At 62.8% G+C, this 19,149-nt stretch carries 13 protein-coding genes; 7 read left to right on the top strand and 6 right to left on the bottom strand.

From position 1 onward, the window contains the following. The first annotated feature begins 10 nt into the window (after positions 1-10). Complete coding sequence (locus A3A9_RS0108090; protein ID WP_027058331.1) at positions 11-1,006, top strand: ABC transporter permease; 996 nt, start codon at positions 11-13, stop codon at positions 1,004-1,006. 48 nt (positions 1,007-1,054) lie between these two features. Beyond that, positions 1,055-2,107, top strand: coding sequence for a substrate-binding domain-containing protein (locus tag A3A9_RS0108085; protein WP_027058330.1), 1,053 nt, complete (start codon positions 1,055-1,057; stop codon positions 2,105-2,107). Between the two features lie 68 nt (positions 2,108-2,175). Here A3A9_RS0108085 and A3A9_RS0108080 read toward each other — a convergent pair whose 3' ends face one another. The 4 genes from A3A9_RS0108080 to A3A9_RS0108065 all read right to left on the bottom strand — a co-directional run bounded on the left by A3A9_RS0108080 (position 2,176) and on the right by A3A9_RS0108065 (position 5,946). Further along, on the bottom strand, positions 2,176-2,463 hold the full coding sequence (locus A3A9_RS0108080; RefSeq protein WP_027058329.1) for a type II toxin-antitoxin system RelE/ParE family toxin: 288 nt from the start codon (positions 2,461-2,463) through the stop codon (positions 2,176-2,178). Further along, positions 2,456-2,716, bottom strand: a complete 261-nt coding sequence (locus A3A9_RS0108075; RefSeq protein WP_430515878.1) for a ribbon-helix-helix domain-containing protein — start codon at positions 2,714-2,716, stop codon at positions 2,456-2,458. Before A3A9_RS0108075 ends, A3A9_RS0108080 begins: the two co-directional genes overlap by 8 nt. A gap of 123 nt (positions 2,717-2,839) precedes the next feature. After that, entirely contained in the window at positions 2,840-4,894 is a 2,055-nt protein-coding gene (locus A3A9_RS0108070) for a bifunctional aldolase/short-chain dehydrogenase (protein ID WP_027058327.1), read from the bottom strand. 86 nt (positions 4,895-4,980) lie between these two features. Next, entirely contained in the window at positions 4,981-5,946 is a 966-nt protein-coding gene (locus A3A9_RS0108065; RefSeq protein WP_027058326.1) for a sugar-binding transcriptional regulator, read from the bottom strand. Positions 5,947-6,141: 195 nt separating this feature from the next. Between A3A9_RS0108065 and A3A9_RS0108060 the strand changes: the two genes are divergently transcribed. The 5 genes from A3A9_RS0108060 (at position 6,142) to A3A9_RS0108035 (ending at position 14,728) form a co-directional block, all read left to right on the top strand. Then, positions 6,142-7,782, top strand: coding sequence for an acyl-CoA synthetase (locus A3A9_RS0108060; RefSeq protein WP_027058325.1), 1,641 nt, complete (start codon positions 6,142-6,144; stop codon positions 7,780-7,782). A 222-nt stretch (positions 7,783-8,004) separates the two neighbouring features. Further along, on the top strand, positions 8,005-8,610 hold the full coding sequence (locus tag A3A9_RS0108055) for a TetR family transcriptional regulator (RefSeq protein WP_027058324.1): 606 nt from the start codon (positions 8,005-8,007) through the stop codon (positions 8,608-8,610). A 48-nt stretch (positions 8,611-8,658) separates the two neighbouring features. Continuing rightward, positions 8,659-9,801, top strand: coding sequence for an efflux RND transporter periplasmic adaptor subunit (locus tag A3A9_RS0108050; RefSeq protein WP_027058323.1), 1,143 nt, complete (start codon positions 8,659-8,661; stop codon positions 9,799-9,801). Positions 9,802-10,044: 243 nt separating this feature from the next. Next, positions 10,045-13,185, top strand: coding sequence for an efflux RND transporter permease subunit (locus A3A9_RS0108040; RefSeq protein WP_027058322.1), 3,141 nt, complete (start codon positions 10,045-10,047; stop codon positions 13,183-13,185). Between the two features lie 187 nt (positions 13,186-13,372). Continuing rightward, on the top strand, positions 13,373-14,728 hold the full coding sequence (locus A3A9_RS0108035; protein WP_027058321.1) for an LLM class flavin-dependent oxidoreductase: 1,356 nt from the start codon (positions 13,373-13,375) through the stop codon (positions 14,726-14,728). Positions 14,729-14,790: 62 nt separating this feature from the next. On the opposite strand, the gene A3A9_RS0108030 is transcribed toward A3A9_RS0108035, so the two are convergent. Further along, complete coding sequence (locus A3A9_RS0108030; protein ID WP_027058320.1) at positions 14,791-16,500, bottom strand: APC family permease; 1,710 nt, start codon at positions 16,498-16,500, stop codon at positions 14,791-14,793. 255 nt (positions 16,501-16,755) lie between these two features. Continuing rightward, complete coding sequence (locus A3A9_RS0108025; protein WP_027058319.1) at positions 16,756-19,125, bottom strand: DUF1989 domain-containing protein; 2,370 nt, start codon at positions 19,123-19,125, stop codon at positions 16,756-16,758. Positions 19,126-19,149: the final 24 nt, after the last annotated feature.

Genomic DNA, 19,149 nt, shown 5'->3' with positions numbered 1-19,149 from the left:
GGTGCGCGGAATGACGCTGCGCGACCACGCCATCCGCTATGGCTTCATTGTCCTGTTGTTCGGGCTGGTCGCCTATTTCGCGATCGCCGCCGACGGTTTCGTCTCGCCGCAAAGTGCCGTCTTCATCTTCCAGTCGGTCGCCATCACCGGCGTGCTGGCGCTCGGCGTCACCGCCACGCTGGTCGTCGGCGGCTTTGACCTGTCGATCGGCTCGGTCGCCACATCGGCCATGATGGCGGCTTCCTATGTCATGGTGGTGCTGGAACAGAACGCGGTCGTCGCGGTCGTCGCCTGTCTGCTCATCGGCGCCATTGTCGGCCTGATCAATGGCTGGCTGATTGTCTACATGCGCGTGCCCGATCTGCTGGCGACGCTCGGCATGATGTTCCTGCTCGTCGGCCTGCAGCGCATCCCGACCGAAGGCCGATCGATCGCCACCGGCATGACCATGCCCGACGGCTCGGTCGCCAACGGCAAATTCTCAGACGCCTTCCTGGCGCTCGGTCGCCACCGCTTCGACTTCTTCATCCCGAACCTCATTCCGGTGTCGGTGGTGGTGCTGCTGGTGCTGGCCGTGGTGATTTGGTTCTTCCTCGAATACACCCGCTTCGGCCGCATGATGTACGCCGTTGGCTCCAATGAGCGCGCCGCCGAACTCGCCGGTGCGCCTGTCAAGGCATACAAGATCTGGGCCTACGTTATTTCAGGAGTTTTTGCCTCGATCGGCGGCATTTTGCTCGCCGCCCGGCTTGGACGCGGTGACATCGCCTCGGGTAATAATCTGCTGCTCGATGCTGTTGCCGCGGCGCTCATCGGCTACGCGGTGCTTGGCGCCGCCAAGCCGAACGCCTTTGGCACGGCAATTGGCGCGCTGTTCGTCGGCATCTTGCTGCAGGGCCTGACGATGATGAACGCGCCTTACTACACGCAGGATTTCGTCAAGGGCGTGGTTCTGGTCGTCGCCCTTGTCTTCACCTTTGCCCTCTCGGGCAGGGGCAGGGGGTAGTTTCGGCCGGGTAGGATTTTGGGTTCAACAAGAGTGGAGGAAAACAAGATGAACATCACAAAAAGAGTTTTGGGGAAGATCGCGCTTGGGCTGGCCGGCGCGACCATGCTGATGCAGTTTCCGGCATTGGCCGCCGACAAGCCGGCGCCGTTCGACAAGCCGGGCGTCAAGATCGCGCTGGTGCGCTATCTCTCGACCGGTGACTTCTTCCAGGCCTATCTCTCGGGGGTCGAGGCACAGTCGAAGGCGCTCGGCATCGACCTGCGTGTGCTCGACAGTCGCCAGGATGCCGCCCTTCAGTCCGACATGGTCGACCAGGCCATCGCGCTCGGCGTGCAGGGCATCATCATCCAGCACGGCCTGACGGAATCGATGAAGGATGCCGCGCAGCGCGCGGTCGACGCCGGCATCAAGGTGGTGGCTTTCGACGTCAATGTCGAAAACCCGAAGATCCCCCAGATCGAGCAGTCGGACAAGGATCTGGCGCGCCTCGCACTCGAGCAGGCCGTCAAGGACAATGGCGAAAGCTGGAACGCCGGCTATGTCTATGTCGCCGGCATCGCGCCGCTCGACCGCCGCAACGAAACCTGGATTGATGTGAAGAAGAAGTATGCGGGCATCAAGGAAGTGGCGATGTTCGGCACGCTCGACAACCCGATCGCCAACTCCGTCGCCAACCAGGCGCGTTCGGTGTTGACTGCCCACCCCGACATCAATGTGATGTTCGCCCCCTATGACGAATTCGCCAAGGGCGTGAAGATCGCCGTCGACGAGGCCAGCCTGAACAAGAAGATCAAGATCTATTCGGCCGATATTTCGACGTCCGACATTGCCGCGATGCGCGAGCCCGACAGTGCCTGGGCCGCGACCGCGGCCACCAATCCGGCCGTGGTCGGCCAGGTCTCGGTGCGAGCGCTGGCGCAGTTGCTCGCTGGTGAAGACCCCGGCCACAACGTCATCGTGCCGCCGACGCTCATCACCCAGAAGGAGCTGATCGACAAGGACATCAAGAACATGGAAGACCTGTCGGCCAAGCTGCCGCAGTTCGCCCATGCCGATGTCGCCATGCCGGCCTGGATGCCGAACCCGAACGCGAAGTAGACGCGGGTCTGATAAACGCAAAAGGGCGGCCATGAGCCGCTCTTTTCATATTGAGGCAGGCTCTCGCTTTACAGCCGGTGTTCCGGATCGCGCATCCCGTGGACGACAGCCACGACCAGGACGCCGTCCGGTTGCGGTTCGTAGATGACGATGTAGCGGCCTTCGATGGGCACGCGGGCTGTCGCGCTCAATTCCGGCCGGGCCGTGCCCATCTTGGGGTGCTGTGCCGCGAGGTCCAGCTTCTCAAAAATGCGCATCAGCAGCCTGTCCGCTGCCTTTTCATTGTCGATTGCTATTGTGTGCCAGATGTCCCGCAAATCCTGCGAGGCGCGAGGTGTGAGCCGATATCTAGCCACGAGCGCGGCGTTCTGCTTTCAGATTGCGTAGAAACTCGGCGGGGTCGATTTCCACCGGCTTGCCGCTGGCCATGCCGTCGGCATAGGCGTGTTTCAGGTGCTCGAGTTCTAGGGCACGCAATTCCTCGCGCTGCTCCCACAGGCGCAAGGCGTCGCGGACAATCTCGCTGTTGGAGGCATAGCCACCACCTTCGATGGCGCTTTGCAGGCGAGCACTCTGCTTAGCGGTAAGCGAGATAGTGAGAGTGCGCATCGGTTCAGCTTTCATGCCGATCCTGTATCACACCTCACAAGAACTAACAATATTTGTTAGGTTTCCTGTATCTCATGCCTCGATCCCCTGCCTTGCGGTAGGGGATCGCAAGGAAAGTTCTGCCTACCGCAGCGCCGCCGCGATGTTGCCGCCGTCGACCGTCGTCACATCGGCCGTCGTCCGTTCGGCCAGCGCGTGATGCAGGAATGCCTGTGCTACATCCTGCGCCGTGACCTCCTGGCCAAGCAGATTGCCGGACATGTATTCCTTCTCCGACACGCCGCGCGCGCCCGAGCGGCTGGCGATCATGGCGTCGGTCAAAATGCCCGAGCGGATGCGGTCGGCATTGACGGCGTTCGAACGGATGCCGTGGGCGCCGTAGTCGAGCGCGTATTGCCTGGACAGGAACAACGTCGCCGCCTTCGGCACGCCGTAGGCGCCGAATTTCGGGCCCGGATTGACGGCTTGCTTGGAGGTGTTGAACAACAAGACGCCACCGGTGCCCTGTTCCAACATGATGCGAACGGCGTTCTGCGCCACCGACTGGTGGGCGAAGAAGTTGAGTTCGAAACTCTTGCGCAGGAGCGCATCGTCGAGCTCGCCGATCCGGCCTTCCCAGGCTGCACCGGCATTGGAGACGAGGATGTCGACGCCGCCAAACACCGCAACCGCTTTGTCGAAGGCGGCCCGTACCTGCACGGGATCGGTGATGTCGGCGCCGACGCCGATCGAATTGTTGCCGGCTTTCTTGGCGGCATCGGCGGCCTTTTCGGCATCGAGATCGACCACGACGGCATGGGCGCCATTGTCTGCGAACAACTTCGCGGTTGCAGCACCAATCGCGCCGGCGCCGCCGGTGATCAGCACCACCTGGCCGGTCAGTGGCTTGGGCTTGTTGGAGGCAAGCTTGGCCTGTTCCAGCGACCAGTATTCGAGTGGGAAGAGGTCGGCCTTGGACAGCGGATGGAAATGGCCGACCGCCTCAGCGCCCCGCACCGCCTCGATCCACATCTCGCCAACGTCGGAAGCGATCTTCGCGTCCTTCAGCGTGCGGCCGTGACCGAACATTCCGAGGCCCGGCACTAGTGTCAGCCGTGGCATCGGGTCGAGCATGGTGCGCTTGACGTCGTCGAGCGCGTCATTGGTCTCGAAATAGGTGCGATAATCCCCGACGAAGGCATCGACATGGCTCTTGATCACAGCCTTGTAGTCGCCGGCCTTGTCGGCATCGGGCGCCGGCACCGCCATCGGCCCGGTCTTGATGCGGATCGACAGATCAGGCGTCGAAACACCGCGTCCGGCGTAGTCGGCAATCTTGGACGAGTTGATGAAATCGACGATCGCGTCGGAGGTGCGGAAGTCGGAGATCATGCGGTCGAAGCGGCCTTCGCCGCGCGCCACCGCGACGGCGCCGCGCAGCATTGGCGCGATGGAAGCCGGCGTTGCGACTTTTGCCGGCAGCACCGCCTTGGCCGCTTGCGGCTTGCCGTGCTTGGCGATGTAGTCCTCTGCAACATTCACATAGTGGATCATCCGGTCGTAGGCCTGTTTGGCATCGTCGCCGAAGGTGAAGATGCCGTGCTTGTCGAGGATCAGGCCTTCCACATCAGGGTCGGCATCGAAGACGTCGGCCGCCGCCTTGGCGAGGTCGAAACCCGGCATGATGTAGGGCACGTAGCCCATCTTGCTGCCGAACACCGTTTTCACCAGCGGCTTCGAGTCTTCCTGGTCGACGATGGCCAGGATGGCGGTCGAATGGGTATGGTCGACGAATTTGTGCGGCAGGAAGGCATGCAGCAGCGTCTCGACCGAAGGGTTGGGCGAGGAGGGGTCGATGAGGTTCGCCCGTTGCAGCGCAACCATGTCCTCGTCGGCGAGCTTGTCCAGCGCGCGCGCCTTGAGCAGGGCGCCCATCTTGACCGCCGGCAGGCCCTGCGGCTCGATGACAGCCATGTCCCAGCCGCTGCCCTTGACGCACAGTACGTCCCATTCGTCACCGACGAGGTCGGTCGCCTTGATCTTGCAGGAGGTGTTGCCGCCGCCATGCAGAACCAGCTGCGGCACGCCACCCAGCAGCCGCGTCGTGTAGACGCGCAGCGCTAGGTCGCGGCCGACGCCCTTCTTCGCATAGTCGGCAACGAGTTTCTCGGCCGCGTCGTCGTTCCACAAATTCTTCATGTTCGCTTCGTCCAGTTGCTGTCTTGGGTGGTGAAACAGGAATGCCGAGACGCCTTGATGACAATGCGCCGGCGAAGGGTTGCTTTTCAGGATGCTTTTTGTGGCGCCGCTCCGGCATGATCGAGCAGCCGTTGCGCCATATGCGCGCCGACCACCAGATGCGTGCAAAGTCCCCCAGTGAGTGCGGCGAGCAGCGGTTCGAACTTGCTGTCCTCCTGCACCACCATCAGGCGCCTGGCGATGGCGCGCAGCGAGGCAAGTTCGGCGGAGATCACCCGCCTGTTGTAGCCGCAGTCGAGCACCTTGCCTTCAGAATCGATGATCTGACCGGCAATGACGCCTGCGGCACCTCGACTGCGCAGCTCCGCCATTTCACCTGATGTCAGCGCGCCGCATTTGACCAGATGGCTGTCGGCGTCGACCGCGCCGACCGAATAGAGCGCCAGATCGCAGTCCTTGATTCCCGACAGCTGTTCACGGATCACCGGTTCGGCCCGCAGCGCGCGTGCCAGCTCTTCCGTAGACAGCACCAGCGGCGCGTAGAAGTTGAGGCCCTTGGCGTTGAGCCGGCGCGCGATTTCCATCGTGCACTGGTCGGGCCGGTAGGAATAAGGCGCGCCGAGATTGCCGCAGAGCTGCACCACCGTGACATCCTGCAGGTCGGCATAGGACATGATGTCGGCGATGGTGTAGACGGTGCGGCCCCAGGCGACACCGATGCGATCGCCCTTCTTGACCAGTTCGAGGAAGACGCTCGCCGCCAGCACGGCGATGTCCGTCGACGGGTCGGGGACATGGCTGTTTTCCGGCGCGATCCAGACCGCGTCGATGCCCAGTGCATCCTCGAGCTTGCGCGCCATGACATCGTCGGTGAAAAGCTGGGTCGAGGTCGAGATATTGACGATGCCGGTCTCGCGCGCCTTGCGCAGATACATGGCCACCGAGGCACGGGAAATGTTAAGCTGGCTCGCCACCTGATCCTGCCGCAGGCCGTGCGCATAGTAGAGCCACGCGGCCTTGTGGATGATTTGTTCTGCCGGTCGGATCGCCATGCCGTCTCCTCGGCTGACATTAGTCACGGCTCTCGACAAAAGTCAAATTGAGCGGGAGAGAGCAAAACATCTCACTTGTTGACCGGGATCAACGTGAAGCCGGCTGTGGTGTCGACAGGCTTCCCATAGAAGAATGGTGACGTGGCCAGGAGCCTGTGATTAGAAGTCTCCGACCAGGAAGCAAGGGGAAGCGGGATGGGCAATCCATACGAACAGGATCTCGACAGGAACGCGGCCAACCACCAGCCGCTGACGCCGCTCACCTATCTGGAGCGCGCGGCAAGGACCTATCCCAACCATATCGCCATCATCCACGGCCACCAGCGCATCTCCTATCGCGATTTCTGGCGCCGCTCGTTGAAGGTTGCCTCGGCACTACAAAAGCGCGGCATCGCCAAGGGCGACACAGTCACCGTCATGCTGTCCAACACCCCGCCAATGCTGGAAGCGCATTTCGGCGTGCCGATGACCAAAGCCGTGCTGCACTCGCTCAACACCCGCCTCGACGCCGCGGTCATCGCGTTCCAGCTCGACCATGCCGAGACCAAGGTGCTGATCGTCGACCGCGAATTCTCTGATGTCGTCAGGCAGGCCTTGGAACTGGCCAAGGTCAAGCCGCTGGTCATCGACTACGACGATCCCGACTATGCGGCCGACGCGCCCTATCCGAAGGGCGAGCGCATCGGCGCATTGGACTACGAGGCGTTTCTTGCCAGCGGCGATGAGGATTTCGCATGGTCGATGCCGGACGACGAGTGGGACGCGATCTCACTCAACTACACCTCCGGCACGACAGGCAATCCGAAGGGCGTCGTCTACCACCATCGCGGTGCCGCCCTGATGGCCTACACCAACACCATCCATGCCGGCATGGCCAAACACGCCGTCTATCTCTGGACGCTGCCGATGTTCCACTGCAATGGCTGGTGCTTCCCCTGGACGCTCGCCGTCCAGGCCGGCACGCATGTCTGCCTGCGCTGGGTGCGGCCGAAGCCGATCTACGATGCTATCGCCGACCATGTCGTCACCCACCTCTGCGGTGCGCCGGTCGTGATGTCGGTGCTGATCAACGCGAAGGACGAGGACAAGCGAACGTTCGCGCAGACGGTGACCTTCAACACCGCGGCAGCACCGCCGCCGGAAGCCGTGCTGTCGGGCATGGCCGATGCCGGCTTCGCCGTCACCCATCTCTATGGCCTGACCGAGACCTATGGTCCGGCTGTGGTCAACGAATGGCACGGCGAATGGGACGGCCTCGCAAAAGGCGAGCGCAGCGCCAAGAAGGCAAGACAAGGCGTGCGCTACGCAGCGCTCGAAGGGCTCACCATCATGGACCCCGAGACAATGATCGAAACGCCGGCCGACGGAGAGACCATCGGCGAGGTCATGTTCCGCGGCAACATCGTCATGAAGGGCTATCTCAAGAATCGCAAGGCAAGCGACGAAGCCTTCGCCAGTGGCTGGTTCCATTCCGGCGATCTAGGCGTCATGCATCCTGACGGCTACATCCAGCTCAAGGACCGCTCCAAGGACATCATCATCTCCGGCGGCGAGAACATTTCATCGATCGAGGTCGAGGATGCGCTCTACAAACACCCGGCTGTGGCGTCATGCGGTGTGGTTGCCCGCGCGGACGACAAATGGGGCGAGGTGCCGGTTGCCTATGTCGAGTTGAAGCCCGGCAAGGTGGCGACCGAGGCCGAGATCATCGAGCACTGCCGTGCGTTGCTTGCCCGCTTCAAAGTGCCGAAAGCCGTGATTTTCGCGGAAATACCGAAGACGTCGACGGGCAAGATCCAGAAATTCCGGCTACGGGAAATGGCCAAGGGTACCTAACGTCGTCACCCTAAACGCTAAGCTCAGAGACGCCATGATTCCTCAGATTTGATGACCAAGCGATAAGCTTCATTCGCCAAACCTCCGGCGTCACCGCCTCCGCAGTCCATGTCACCATCTGTCACCAATTATACGCGTACGTCGATTTCGCGTTGACATCCAGCTCTCCTCAATTTACGAATGACGAAAATTGAAATTCGTCACTTGTCAAACGAAGGCACCATGTCCGAAGCCGCCAACATCGTGGCCGATGCCGCCAGGCAAGAGAATGTGACACGCATTCTCGACTGCGCCGAGCGCCTGTTCCGGCACTATGGCTACGGCAAGACCAATGTCGCCGACATTGCCCGCGAACTCGGCATGTCGCCGGCCAACATCTACCGTTTCTTCGCTTCTAAGGTCGAAATCCACCAGGCCGTTTGCGGCCGCATGCTCGGCGCCAGCTACAAGATGGCTTACGAAATCATGCATCTGCCGATCAGCGCGGAGGAGCGGCTGCGGCGCTACATTCACGCCCAGTACAAGATGACGCTCGAGACCATGCTCGACGAGCAGAAGGTCCATGAGATGGTCATCGTCGCGCTTGAGCGCGACTGGGCGGTCATCGACGCGCACGTCAACAGCATCCACGACCTGTTCGCCGAGGTGATCCGCGAGGGTGTCGAGACCGGCGAGTTCAGGCAGCAGGATCCCGAAGCTGCCTCGCGCTGCTTCGGCGCCGCCACCGTCATCCTCTGTCACCCGCAGATGGTCGCACAGTGCCTTGCCAAGACCAACCGGGCAATGCCCGACGAACTTATCGACTACGCCATCAGAGCCTTGAAATAGCCGCCGGTCGCCGGTGTCGACGGTCCGCCTCCAGTCAGGAGTATCACGATGTCTTTGTCCCATTCCATCATCCGCCGGTTGCCGGTCGCGGGCTTGATCGTCGCGGCGCTCGCTCTTGCCGGCTGCAGCCAGGAGAAAGCCGAAGTCAAGGATATCATCCGCCCGGTCAAGGTCGTCGAGATCGCCCAGGCGCATGACACCCGCACACTCTCCTATTCCGGTTCGGTGCGCGCCCGCACCGAAAGCGCCCTGGCTTTCCGGGTCAATGGCAAGATCACAGAACGCCTCGTCGACATCGGTCAGCATGTCGTGCCGGGCGATGTGCTCGCCCGCATCGATCCCACAGACTATGACCTCTCGGTCAAGAGTGCCCAGGCCACGCTCGATGCTGCCGAGCGTCAGGTCGAGACGACAGAGCTTGCCCGCAAGCGCGCCGAACAGCTTTTCGCCAAGAATTTTTCGCCGAAATCGCAGCTCGAACAGGCGACGCTGACCTATGACCAGGCGGTCGCCACCCGAGACTCCGCCCGTTCGTCGCTCGACCAGGCCAAGAACCAGGTCGGCTATACCGACCTCAAGGCCGACAGGGACGGCATCGTCACGGCTGTCAACGCCGATGTCGGCCAGGTGGTTGGCTCCGGCACGCCGGTGGTCACTGTCGCGGTCGACGGCGAAAAGGAAGTGCTGATCGCGGTGCCTGAAATGGAAATCGCCGAGTTCAAGCCGGGCAAATCAGTCAAGGCCGGTTTCTGGTCCGACAACACGCTGGCGCTCGACGGCAAGGTCCGCGAGGTTGCCGGCAGCGCCGATACGCAGTCGCGCACCTTCGCCGTCCGTGTCAGCCTGCCCAACGATTCGCGCGTGCTGCTCGGCATGACCGCCAATATCGAGGCCTCGGCCGCCAACGAAAAGCAACTCGTATCGATCCCGCTGAGCGCATTGGCGAAGCAGGACAGCCAGTCGATCGTCTGGACCGTCGATCGTGGCGCCGACACCGTTCATGCCCGCCCGGTCAAGGTCGCCGAGTTCGCCGCCGATGGCGTGCGCGTCGCCGAAGGGTTGAAGCCAGGCGATATCGTCGTCGCCGCCGGCACGCAGTTCATGACCGAGAATCTGAAGGTGAAGCTCGCCGGCGGCGTGGCGCAACAGTCCGCTTCCGCCGAGGGCGAAGACGCCAGCCGGTTGCGCTGACGACAGACAGGTCGGCCGCGCGTTCCCGCGGCCGCAGGTTTCCGGGCGGCGTGCGCCCGAAGGTCGAGACGTCAAGGCCGATGTCCCCCCGCATCGATCCGCGCGTCCGACCGCGATGAGTGTCTCTCTGCTCGAAGAGTCACGCCGCCCGGAAGCCAGTTCGAACGCAAATGATTTCGTTTCGCGCGCCGCGCTTCTTCGAAGCACCGGGCGCCGGCAACCAAGCAAAGTGGACCAGCACCGATGACGACCTCCACTGAAGAAAAGCGGCCCTTCAACCTGTCGCGTTGGGCCATCGGCCATCCCTCCATCGCGCGTTTCCTGTTCGGGCTGATCATCATCGCCGGTGCGCTCGGCCTGATGCGCATGGGCCAGAAGGAAGACCCCGACTTCACCTTCCGGGTCATGGTCGTGCAGGCGATCTGGCCGGGCTCCTCGATCCAGGAGATGGAAGACCAGGTCGTCAATAAGATCGAGCGCAAGCTGCAGGAGACGCCGCATCTCGATTTCGTGCGCTCCTTCACCCGGGCCGGCAGCGCCATCATCACCGTGCAGATCAAGGGCGACACCAATGCCGCCGAGGTGAACGACGCCTTCTATCAGGTGCGCAAGAAGGTCAGCGACATATCCGGCGACCTGCCGCAGGGCCTGCTTGGCCCATACTTCAACGACGAGTTCGGCGACACCTTCATCACGCTGCATTCGATCAGCGGCGACGGGTTTTCCTATCCCGAGCTGAAGAAGTTCGCCATCCAGGCGCGCGACATGCTGTTGACGACGCCAGGCGTCGAGAAGGCGGTCATCATCGGCGATCAGCCGGAAAAGCTATACATCGACGTCTCGTCCAAGGCGCTTGCCGAACGCGGCCTGACGCTGACCGACCTGCAGAACGCGATCAAGGGCCAGAACAATGTCGACCCGGCCGGTGCCGTCGACACCGGCGTCAATTCGGTGCGCATCTCTGTCGAAGGCGACGTCACCAAGGCCGCCGATATCAGGGAACTGCGCCTGCGCGCCGGCGGCCAGGTCACCCGGCTCGGCGACATCGCCACCGTGACCTCGGGGCTCGAAGATCCCTTCCAGCGCAAGTACCGCTTCAACGGACATGAAAGCGTGCAGCTTGGCGTCGTCATGGCCAAGGGTTTCAAGGTCACCGATGTCGGCAAGGATGTCGAGGCGACCTACAAGCGCTTCGAGGAGGCGCTGCCCTATGGCGTGTCGGTCGATCAGATTTCCGATCAACCGGGCGTCGTCACGGATGCGGTGGCCGAATTCATGCATGCGCTGGGCGAAGCGCTGCTGATCGTGCTTGTCGTCTCGTTCCTGTCGATCGGCTGGCGCTCCGGGCTGGTTATCGCCATCGCCATTCCGCTGGTTCTGGCCGCCACCTTTGCCATCATGTACGAGCTTGGCATCGACCTGCAGCGCATCTCGCTTGGCGCCCTGATCATCGCGCTTGGCCTGCTCGTCGACGACGCCATGATTGTCGTCGAAATGATGGAGCGCAAGCTGGAGGAGGGGCTGGTCAAGATCGAGGCCGCGAGCTTCGCCTATTCCTCGACCGCTTTCCCAATGCTGACCGGCACGCTGATCACCACCGCCGGCTTTATCCCGGTCGGTTTCGCCGCCTCGACTGCGGGCGAATATGTGCGCACGCTGTTCTATGTCGTCGGCATCGCGCTAATCGTGTCGTGGTTCGTCGCGGTCTATTTCACGCCATGGCTGGGCTACATGATCCTCAAGCAGCGCAAGCATGCCGGCACCCATCACGATGCCTTCGACACGCGCTTCTACCGCCGGCTGCGGGCCACGGTCGGCTGGGCCGTGCGCCATCGCATCATCGTGCTGGTGATGACGCTGGTGACCTTCGGCACCAGCCTGTGGGCATTCCAGTTCATCCCGCAGAACTTCTTCCCGCAATCGTCGCGGCCGGAAATCCTCGTTGACCTCTGGCTGCCGGAAGGCACCAGCATCAAGGAGGTCGAGGTGCAGGCCAAGGCGCTCGAAGCCAAGATGATGGACGACAAGGACAAGCGCTTCATCGCCACCTATATCGGCGAGGGCGCGCCGCGCTTCTTCCTGCCGCTCGACCAGCAGCTCGCCAACCCGAACTTCGCCCAGATGCTGGTGATGGCCAATGACGAGCCGGCGCGCGAGCGGCTGATCGTCAAGCTGCGCACGGTTCTGGCCGAGGATTTCCCGTCGATCCGCGGCAAGGTCGACCGCCTGTTCCTCGGACCGCCGACTGGCTGGCCGGTGCAGATGCGAGTCATGGGTCCGGATCGCCAGGAAGTGCGCCGCATTGCCGACCAAGTGAAGGCGAAGTTCCGCGAGGATCCACTGCTGGGCGCCGTCCATGACGATTGGCTCGAGCCCGTGCCGGCGATGAAGCTGGTCATCGACCAGGATCGCGCCCGTGCGCTTGGCGTCACCTCGCAGCGCATCCGCCAGATGCTGCAGGCAACCATGTCCGGCGCGCCGCTCGACGACTTCCGCGACGGCGAGGAGACGGTGTCCATCGTTGCCCGCGAGCCGGATGCGAGCCGCAGCCTGCTGTCCTCCGTCGACTCGGTCTATATCCCGACCGATTTCGGCGGCTTCGTGCCGTTATCGCAGGTGGCCAAGGTGGTCCCGGTGCTGGAGCAAGGCATCGAGTGGCGCCGCAACCGCTTGCCGACCATCAGTGTGCGGGCAACGCTGCCCGACGGCGTGCAGTCCAACGACGTCGTCACCAAGATGTACAAGGACATGCAGGGCCTGCGTGATGGCCTGGCGCCCGGCTACAAGATCGAGATCCAGGGCGGTGCCGAGGATTCGGCCGAAAGCCAGGCGTCGATCGCCGCCAAGGCGCCGATCATGCTGGCCATCATCGTTGTGCTCTTGATGATCCAGCTGCAGAACTTCGGCAAGGCGATGCTGGTGCTGGCGACCGGTCCGCTCGGCATCATCGGTGCCGCCGCGGCTCTGCTGATCAGCGGCGCCCCGTTCGGCTTTGTCGCCATCCTCGGCGTCATCGCGTTGCTCGGCATCATCATGCGCAACTCGATCATCCTGGTCGACCAGATCGACCAGGACATCGCCAGAGGCATGGAACGCTCGGAGGCCATCATCGGCTCGGCTGTACGCCGTTTCCGGCCGATCGTGCTGACGGCGATGACGGCGGTGCTGGCGCTGATCCCGATCTCGCGCGCCGTGTTCTGGGGGCCGCTCGCCTATGCCATGATGGGCGGCATCATGGTCGCCACCGTGCTGACCATCCTGGTGCTGCCGGCAGGCTATGCCCTGTTCTTTGGCCGCGAGCCCAAGAAGCGTGACGCCGATGCTTCCGAAACATCCGCGACGGAGCAGCCGGAAAGGCCACAACTGGCACTGGCCGCCGAATAGTGCGGCTTCGCGGGGTCATCCGCCGTCGGTGATGGCGGATGATGCGGCGTGACGGACCAGCCTTCACACCGATGAAAATGCTCCCCGGCGCCGGTTTTGCAAAACAGAATTCCTTCCCAGGACCGCAAAGCGGTCCCATCCTGCGCTATATGGAGCGGCAACGCTCGTTCACATCAGGGTGTCTTCCATGATAGAAAAACGGCAATTGCGGCTTGGCGCCTTCATGCGCCCGGTCAGTCTCCACACCGGCGCGTGGCGCTATCCGGGCGCCTATCCCGACGCCAACTTCAACTTCGCGCATCTGAAGCGTTTCGCACAGACGTTGGAGGCGGCGAAGTTCGACGCCTTCTTCATGGCCGATCATCTGGCCGTGCTCAACATGCCGATCGAGGCGCTGCGGCGCAGCCACACGGTGACCTCGTTCGAACCATTCACGCTGCTGTCCGCGCTGGCCGCCGTCACCGATCACATCGGGCTGGTCGCCACCGCCTCGACCACCTTCGATGCGCCCTATCACATCGCCCGCCGCTTCGCGTCGCTCGACCATATCAGCGGCGGCCGCGCCGGCTGGAACATCGTCACCACGTCCAATCCGGATGCGGCGCTGAACTTCGGGCTGGACGAGCATGTCGAACATGATGAGCGCTATCACCGGGCGCGGGAATTCTACGATGTCGTGACCGGCCTGTGGGACAGTTTTGCCGACGATGCCTTCATCCGCGATGCCGAAAGCGGGCTCTATTTCGATCCCGCCAAATTGCATGTGCTGGACCACAAGGGCGAGCATCTCTCGGTGCGTGGGCCGCTCAACATAGCGCGCCCCGTGCAAGGCTGGCCGGTCATTGTCCAGGCCGGCGCATCGGAGGCAGGACGGCAACTGGCGGCCGAGACAGCGGAGGTTATTTTCGCCGCCCATGGTGATCTTGCCTCGGGTCAGCGCTTCTTTGCCGACGTCAAAAGCAGGGCACAAAAACTCGGCCGCTCGCGCGACGACATCAAGATCCTGCCTGGTGCCTTCGTCATCGTTGGCGACAGTGTCGAGGAAGCGCGGGCCAAGCGGGCGAAGCTCGACAGCCTGGTCTATTACGAGAGCGGCATTGCCTCGCTATCGATCGCTCTTGGACATGACTCGTCGGCCTTTGATCCCGACGCGGCCTTGCCGGACATACCGGAGACCAATGCCTCGAAGAGCAGCCGCGAGCGCGTCATCGAGCTGGCCCGGGATGAAAACCTGACCGTGCGCCAGCTTGCCCAGAGGCTGGGCGGCTATTCCGGTCTCGCCTTCGTCGGCACGCCGCAAACCATTGCCGACGAGATGGAGGAATGGCTGGTCACTGAGGGATCCGACGGCTTCAACATCATGTTCCCTTATCTGCCCGCAGGGCTGGATGACTTCGCCGAGAAGGTCGTGCCCGAACTGCAGCGGCGAGGGCTTTTCCGGCGTGAGTATGAGGGAACGACCTTGCGCGAGAATCTCGGCCTGAAGCGGCCGCCCAACCGGTTCTTCGACAATGCGAAAGAGACGATCCGCAAGGCCGGCTGAGGCTCACCGTGAAAAGAAATGGGCGCGCCGAGGCGCGCCCATTTGTTTTTGCTCCTAAGTCGTCAGATGACGAAGAACCAGTTGGCGAGCAGCATCACCACCACACCGGCGACCAGTGTCAGGTAAGGCAGCATCCCTGCTTTCTTGACCGCGAGGTCAGCACCCGTCATGCCGAGATCGGCCAGCATGTGATCAGGGAATTTGCCCTTGTCCTGGACGTAATGCCGGTAGCAGAACACCGGGATGATCAAGGCCGCGGTGATCAGTCCGGCCCACAGCGCCATCGGGTTCCAGACCTTGGCGCCGGCGCCCATGAAGATCGCGTTGACATAGGCGAAGATCGCCCCGATCCCCAAGAGCCAGCTCGGTGCCTTCCAGGGCCGCGCGATATGGCCGTTGTCGATGCGGTGGATCCAGCCGGCATTGAGGTTAAGGAAGTTGAAGATGATGTAGCCGCAGTTCGACACGGCGAGGATGAAGAAGAAGCTCGTCGCGTCGGCCGAGGCGATGGCCAGAACGACCAGGTTGAAGCAGAGATCGGTCCACATGGCCCGCGTCGGCGCGCCATGTTCATTGACGTGGCTGAGATAGCGCGGCAGCCAGCCGTCCACGGAACCCTGATAGAGCGTGCGTGAGGAGCCGGCCATGGCGGTCATGATGCACAACACCAGGGCCAGGATCATCAGCATCACCAGCAGGCTGTGGATCAGTGCCCCGCCGCCGACCATGCCGGCCAGCGCGTCGGCAACGCCCGAACCGTCGACGATCGGTGTCGCCAGCATGCCGTTCAGGCCGAGCACACCCTGGAAGGTGAAGGGCACCAGGATGAACAGCAGCATGCAGAGCAGGCCGGAATAGAAGATCGCCTTGAAGGTGTCGGTGCCCGGGTTCTTGAACTCGGAAGTGTAGCAGACCGCCGTCTCGAAGCCGTAGGTCGACCAGGCGGCGATGAACATGCCGCCGAGCACCAGCGTCCAGCCGGCGATGTTCCAGGTGCCGGGGTCCGGGGCATAGGCGGTGGCCAGCGGCACCAGCGGCGAGAAGTTGGCCCAGTTGATCTGCCCGGTGAAGATCGGCACGACGCCGACGATCAGCATCGGGATGATGACCAGCAGGCCGATATATTTCTGCACATTGGCTGTGCCGAGGATGCCGCGATGCTGGATCGAGAAGATGATCAGCATCAGCACCGCGCCGATGAAGAAGGTGGCGTTGAACGTGAAGGAAACCGGACCCAGCGTGTGGCTGTAAAGCGTCCAGTTACGGATCGCCGGCGTTGCGGCGGCGGTCACCGCTGTGATCGCGTCCGCGGGCGCCGTTCCGGCATGCGCCGCGATATAGGCAACGACTTCCGCCGAAGTCGCTGTGAACAGCGGCACCGGCGCCAGCGCGTTGAGGATATAGGCGGCGGCGATCGAGCAGCCGAGCGACAGGACCGGCGACCAAGCGAACCAGTTGCACCACACCGAGAGCGGCGCGATGAATTTGGAGTAGCGCAGCCAGGCGGTGGCGCCGTAGATCGAGGCGCCGCCCGACTTGTTCGGGAACAGGCCAGCGATCTCGGCATAGGTGAAGGACTGCAGGAAACCCATGACCATGGACACCGTCCAGATCAGGAAGGCCAGCGTCCCGGTCGTGCCGGCGATGCCGCCGATCGAGAACAGAACCAGTGCCGGGACGCCGCTTGCCACCCAGAAGGCGCCGCGCCAGTCGATATGCCTGAGCAGCTTGCTCTCGGCAGGCTGCTCCAGGGCCGTGCTTATGGTGCTCATGTCAGTGACTTCCCCTTTTGTAAGTGTTCCCCGCCGGCGATGCCTCGGCTTTGCGAAGCTTGCTCCCCGGCACATGACCGAACGACTCCGGTGTTTCCACTCAGTCGTATTTTTTTCTTAAGAGTGAAGATTGATCCGGCGCGCTTTCACGTCAAGCGTTTTGTGAAATCGTGCACATCACGCTTGCGCGTCTACGCAACGATACGCCTCGCGGCGTTGCCGACGCGCAGGTCGGCCTGTCCGGAAAGGCAGCACTCAGGAGCGTGGCTTGGTCTTCTGCGGATCGTAGTGAGCGAAGGCGACAACGCGTGCCGGCAGCCGCTTGGCATGGCCGTCGAGCTTGCCGATCTCGACCTCCGTGCCGATGGCCGCATGGGTGACGTCGAGCCTGGCCAGCGCAATGTTCTTGTTCAATATGGGCGAACGCATACCCGAGGTAACCACGCCGATCTGGGCACGGCCGACATGGACACAGTCGCCATGGCCGACCGCGACATTGCTGTCGATGTCGAGTCCGACCAGTTTGTTCTGCGGATTCTCCTTGCGCCGGATCAGCGCCTCGCGCCCGATGAAATCGTCGGTCTTGGTCTTCAGCGGCACGGTGAAGCCGATGCCGGCCTCGAACGGGTCGGTCTGGTCGGAAAATTCGTAACCGGCGAAAATCAGTCCTGCCTCGATGCGCACCATGTCGAGCGCTAGCAGTCCCATCGGCTTCAGCCCATGCGGTTGGCCGGCTTCCCAGATGGCGTCGAACATTTTTTCGGCGTCGCGCGGATGACACCAGATCTCGTAGCCAAGCTCGCCGGTATAGCCGGTGCGCGAGACGACGACCGGAATGCCGTTACTGCCGCCGATACGGGCGACGGCGAAGCGGAACCATTCGAGTTCGTCGATCGACGGCTGCAGCGGCGAGGTCCAGATCACCTCTCTAATGATGTCACGGCTCCTCGGCCCCTGCACGGCGACATTGTGCATCTGGTCGGTGGACGAGCGCACCAGAACGTTCAGCCCGACCTTCTTGGCCGTCTCGCGCAGCCACTCGCCGGACAGATCGTCGCCGCCGACCCAGCGGAAATTGTCCTTGCCGAGCCGCAGCAGCGTGCCGTCGTCGATCATGCCGCCATGCTCGTAGCACATGGCGGAATAGACGACCTGGCCTACACCGAGCTTCTTGACGTCGCGGGTCAGCGTGTATTGCAGCAGCGCTTCGGAATCCGGGCCGGTGACCTCGAACTTGCGCAGCGGCGACAGGTCCATGATCACGGCGTCCTGCCGGCAGGCCCAGTATTCGTCGATGGGCCCGTCTTTGGGGAAGGAGTTGGCCAGCCAGTAGCCCCTGTACTCGGCGAAGTTGCGGGTGTGCTTGGCAAAGCTCGAATGAAAAGCGGTCTCGCGGGTCATTTTCGGTTCCGAATAGGGCGTCATGCGTCTGGCGATCGCTCGCGAGAATTTGTGCTGGCCGGAATAGGTCCGCACATGGATGTCGGTTGGGTTCCAGCCATTGGCCGGAGTGGTGTCGTCAGGGCAGGCAGAGGATACGCAGACGATATCGGTCAGCGCTCTGAGCAGCACATAATCGCCGGCGCGCGACCATGGCTCGTCCGACACCATGACGCCATGCGCGTCGATGGCGGTGTTGAAGAAGAAGTTGATCGCCATCCAGCCGGCGCGAGCATTGACGCCCTTGCCGGCCAGAGCGCCGTTGAAATTCTCCGAGCAGTTGGTGTGGCCGGGATAGCCGATGTCATCGTAATATTTAGCGGCGCATGCCAGCGCGAAGGCGTCGTGCCGGCCGCATGTGTCCTGCACCACCTCGACCAGAGGCTCCATGTCCTGGTCGTAGTATTTGGAATGCAGGCCGGGCATGGGATAGCTGGCGCCCATCAGCGTGCGGGTCGTCGTCACGTCGAGCGGATGGTCGAGGCCCTTGTCGAGCTTACGCGCCGAGAAGCACTGGAAGTCGGTGCATTGGCGCCCGTCGACATCGATGATCTGCAGATAGTCGCCAGCCTTGACGAAGTAGGATTCGGCCGTCGCCGAATGGACGCGCAGGTCGAGCACTGGGTCGGCGAGCGGATCGGCCAACTGCGATTTTGTTTTCAGGCGGACCGTGGCGCGCCGGACGATGATGGTGAGTGGCGTCGCCGTGTCATGGCCATCGACGAGCATCGGCCCGCCGGGCGCTGCAACAATCATCGAGCCGGAGCGCGCAACGCTGAAAGCCTGTTCGGTTCCGGCCGGCGTGGTGACGCTGAACACGCGCACAGCCTTGGCCTGGTCGAGCTGCACCTGCCGTCGCTCGATGCCGCGCCGCAACGCGCTGATACTGTCGTCGCCCTCGGCGAGTAGGGCCTTGATGCCGGCGGCATTGCTGTTGGATTTTTCACCGAAGATCCCGGGGTCGGTGGCGCCTGCGGTGTCCCAGGCCAACAGTTCACTGGCTTGGCCACCCTCGACATTGCGCACCGTGATCGTATCGCCGGCCTCGACTTCGATCAGCACTGCGCCATTGCCGGGGATGGCATAGCGCTCCATGCCCGGCGGCAGCGCGATCTGGCCTGGCCTGAGGATCAGGCTCGGCGGGGGCGGTCCGGAGGCGACGGCGGGGTAGGGCGACTGGCTCATTTCAGCCTTACGGTTCGAGAAACA

The sequence above is a fragment of the Mesorhizobium loti CJ3sym genome (assembly GCF_000472785.1).
Classification (GTDB): domain Bacteria; phylum Pseudomonadota; class Alphaproteobacteria; order Rhizobiales; family Rhizobiaceae; genus Mesorhizobium; species Mesorhizobium loti_E.
The sequence above is the reverse complement of the archived record's forward strand: the minus strand, read 5'-3'. Positions and strand labels throughout refer to the sequence as shown.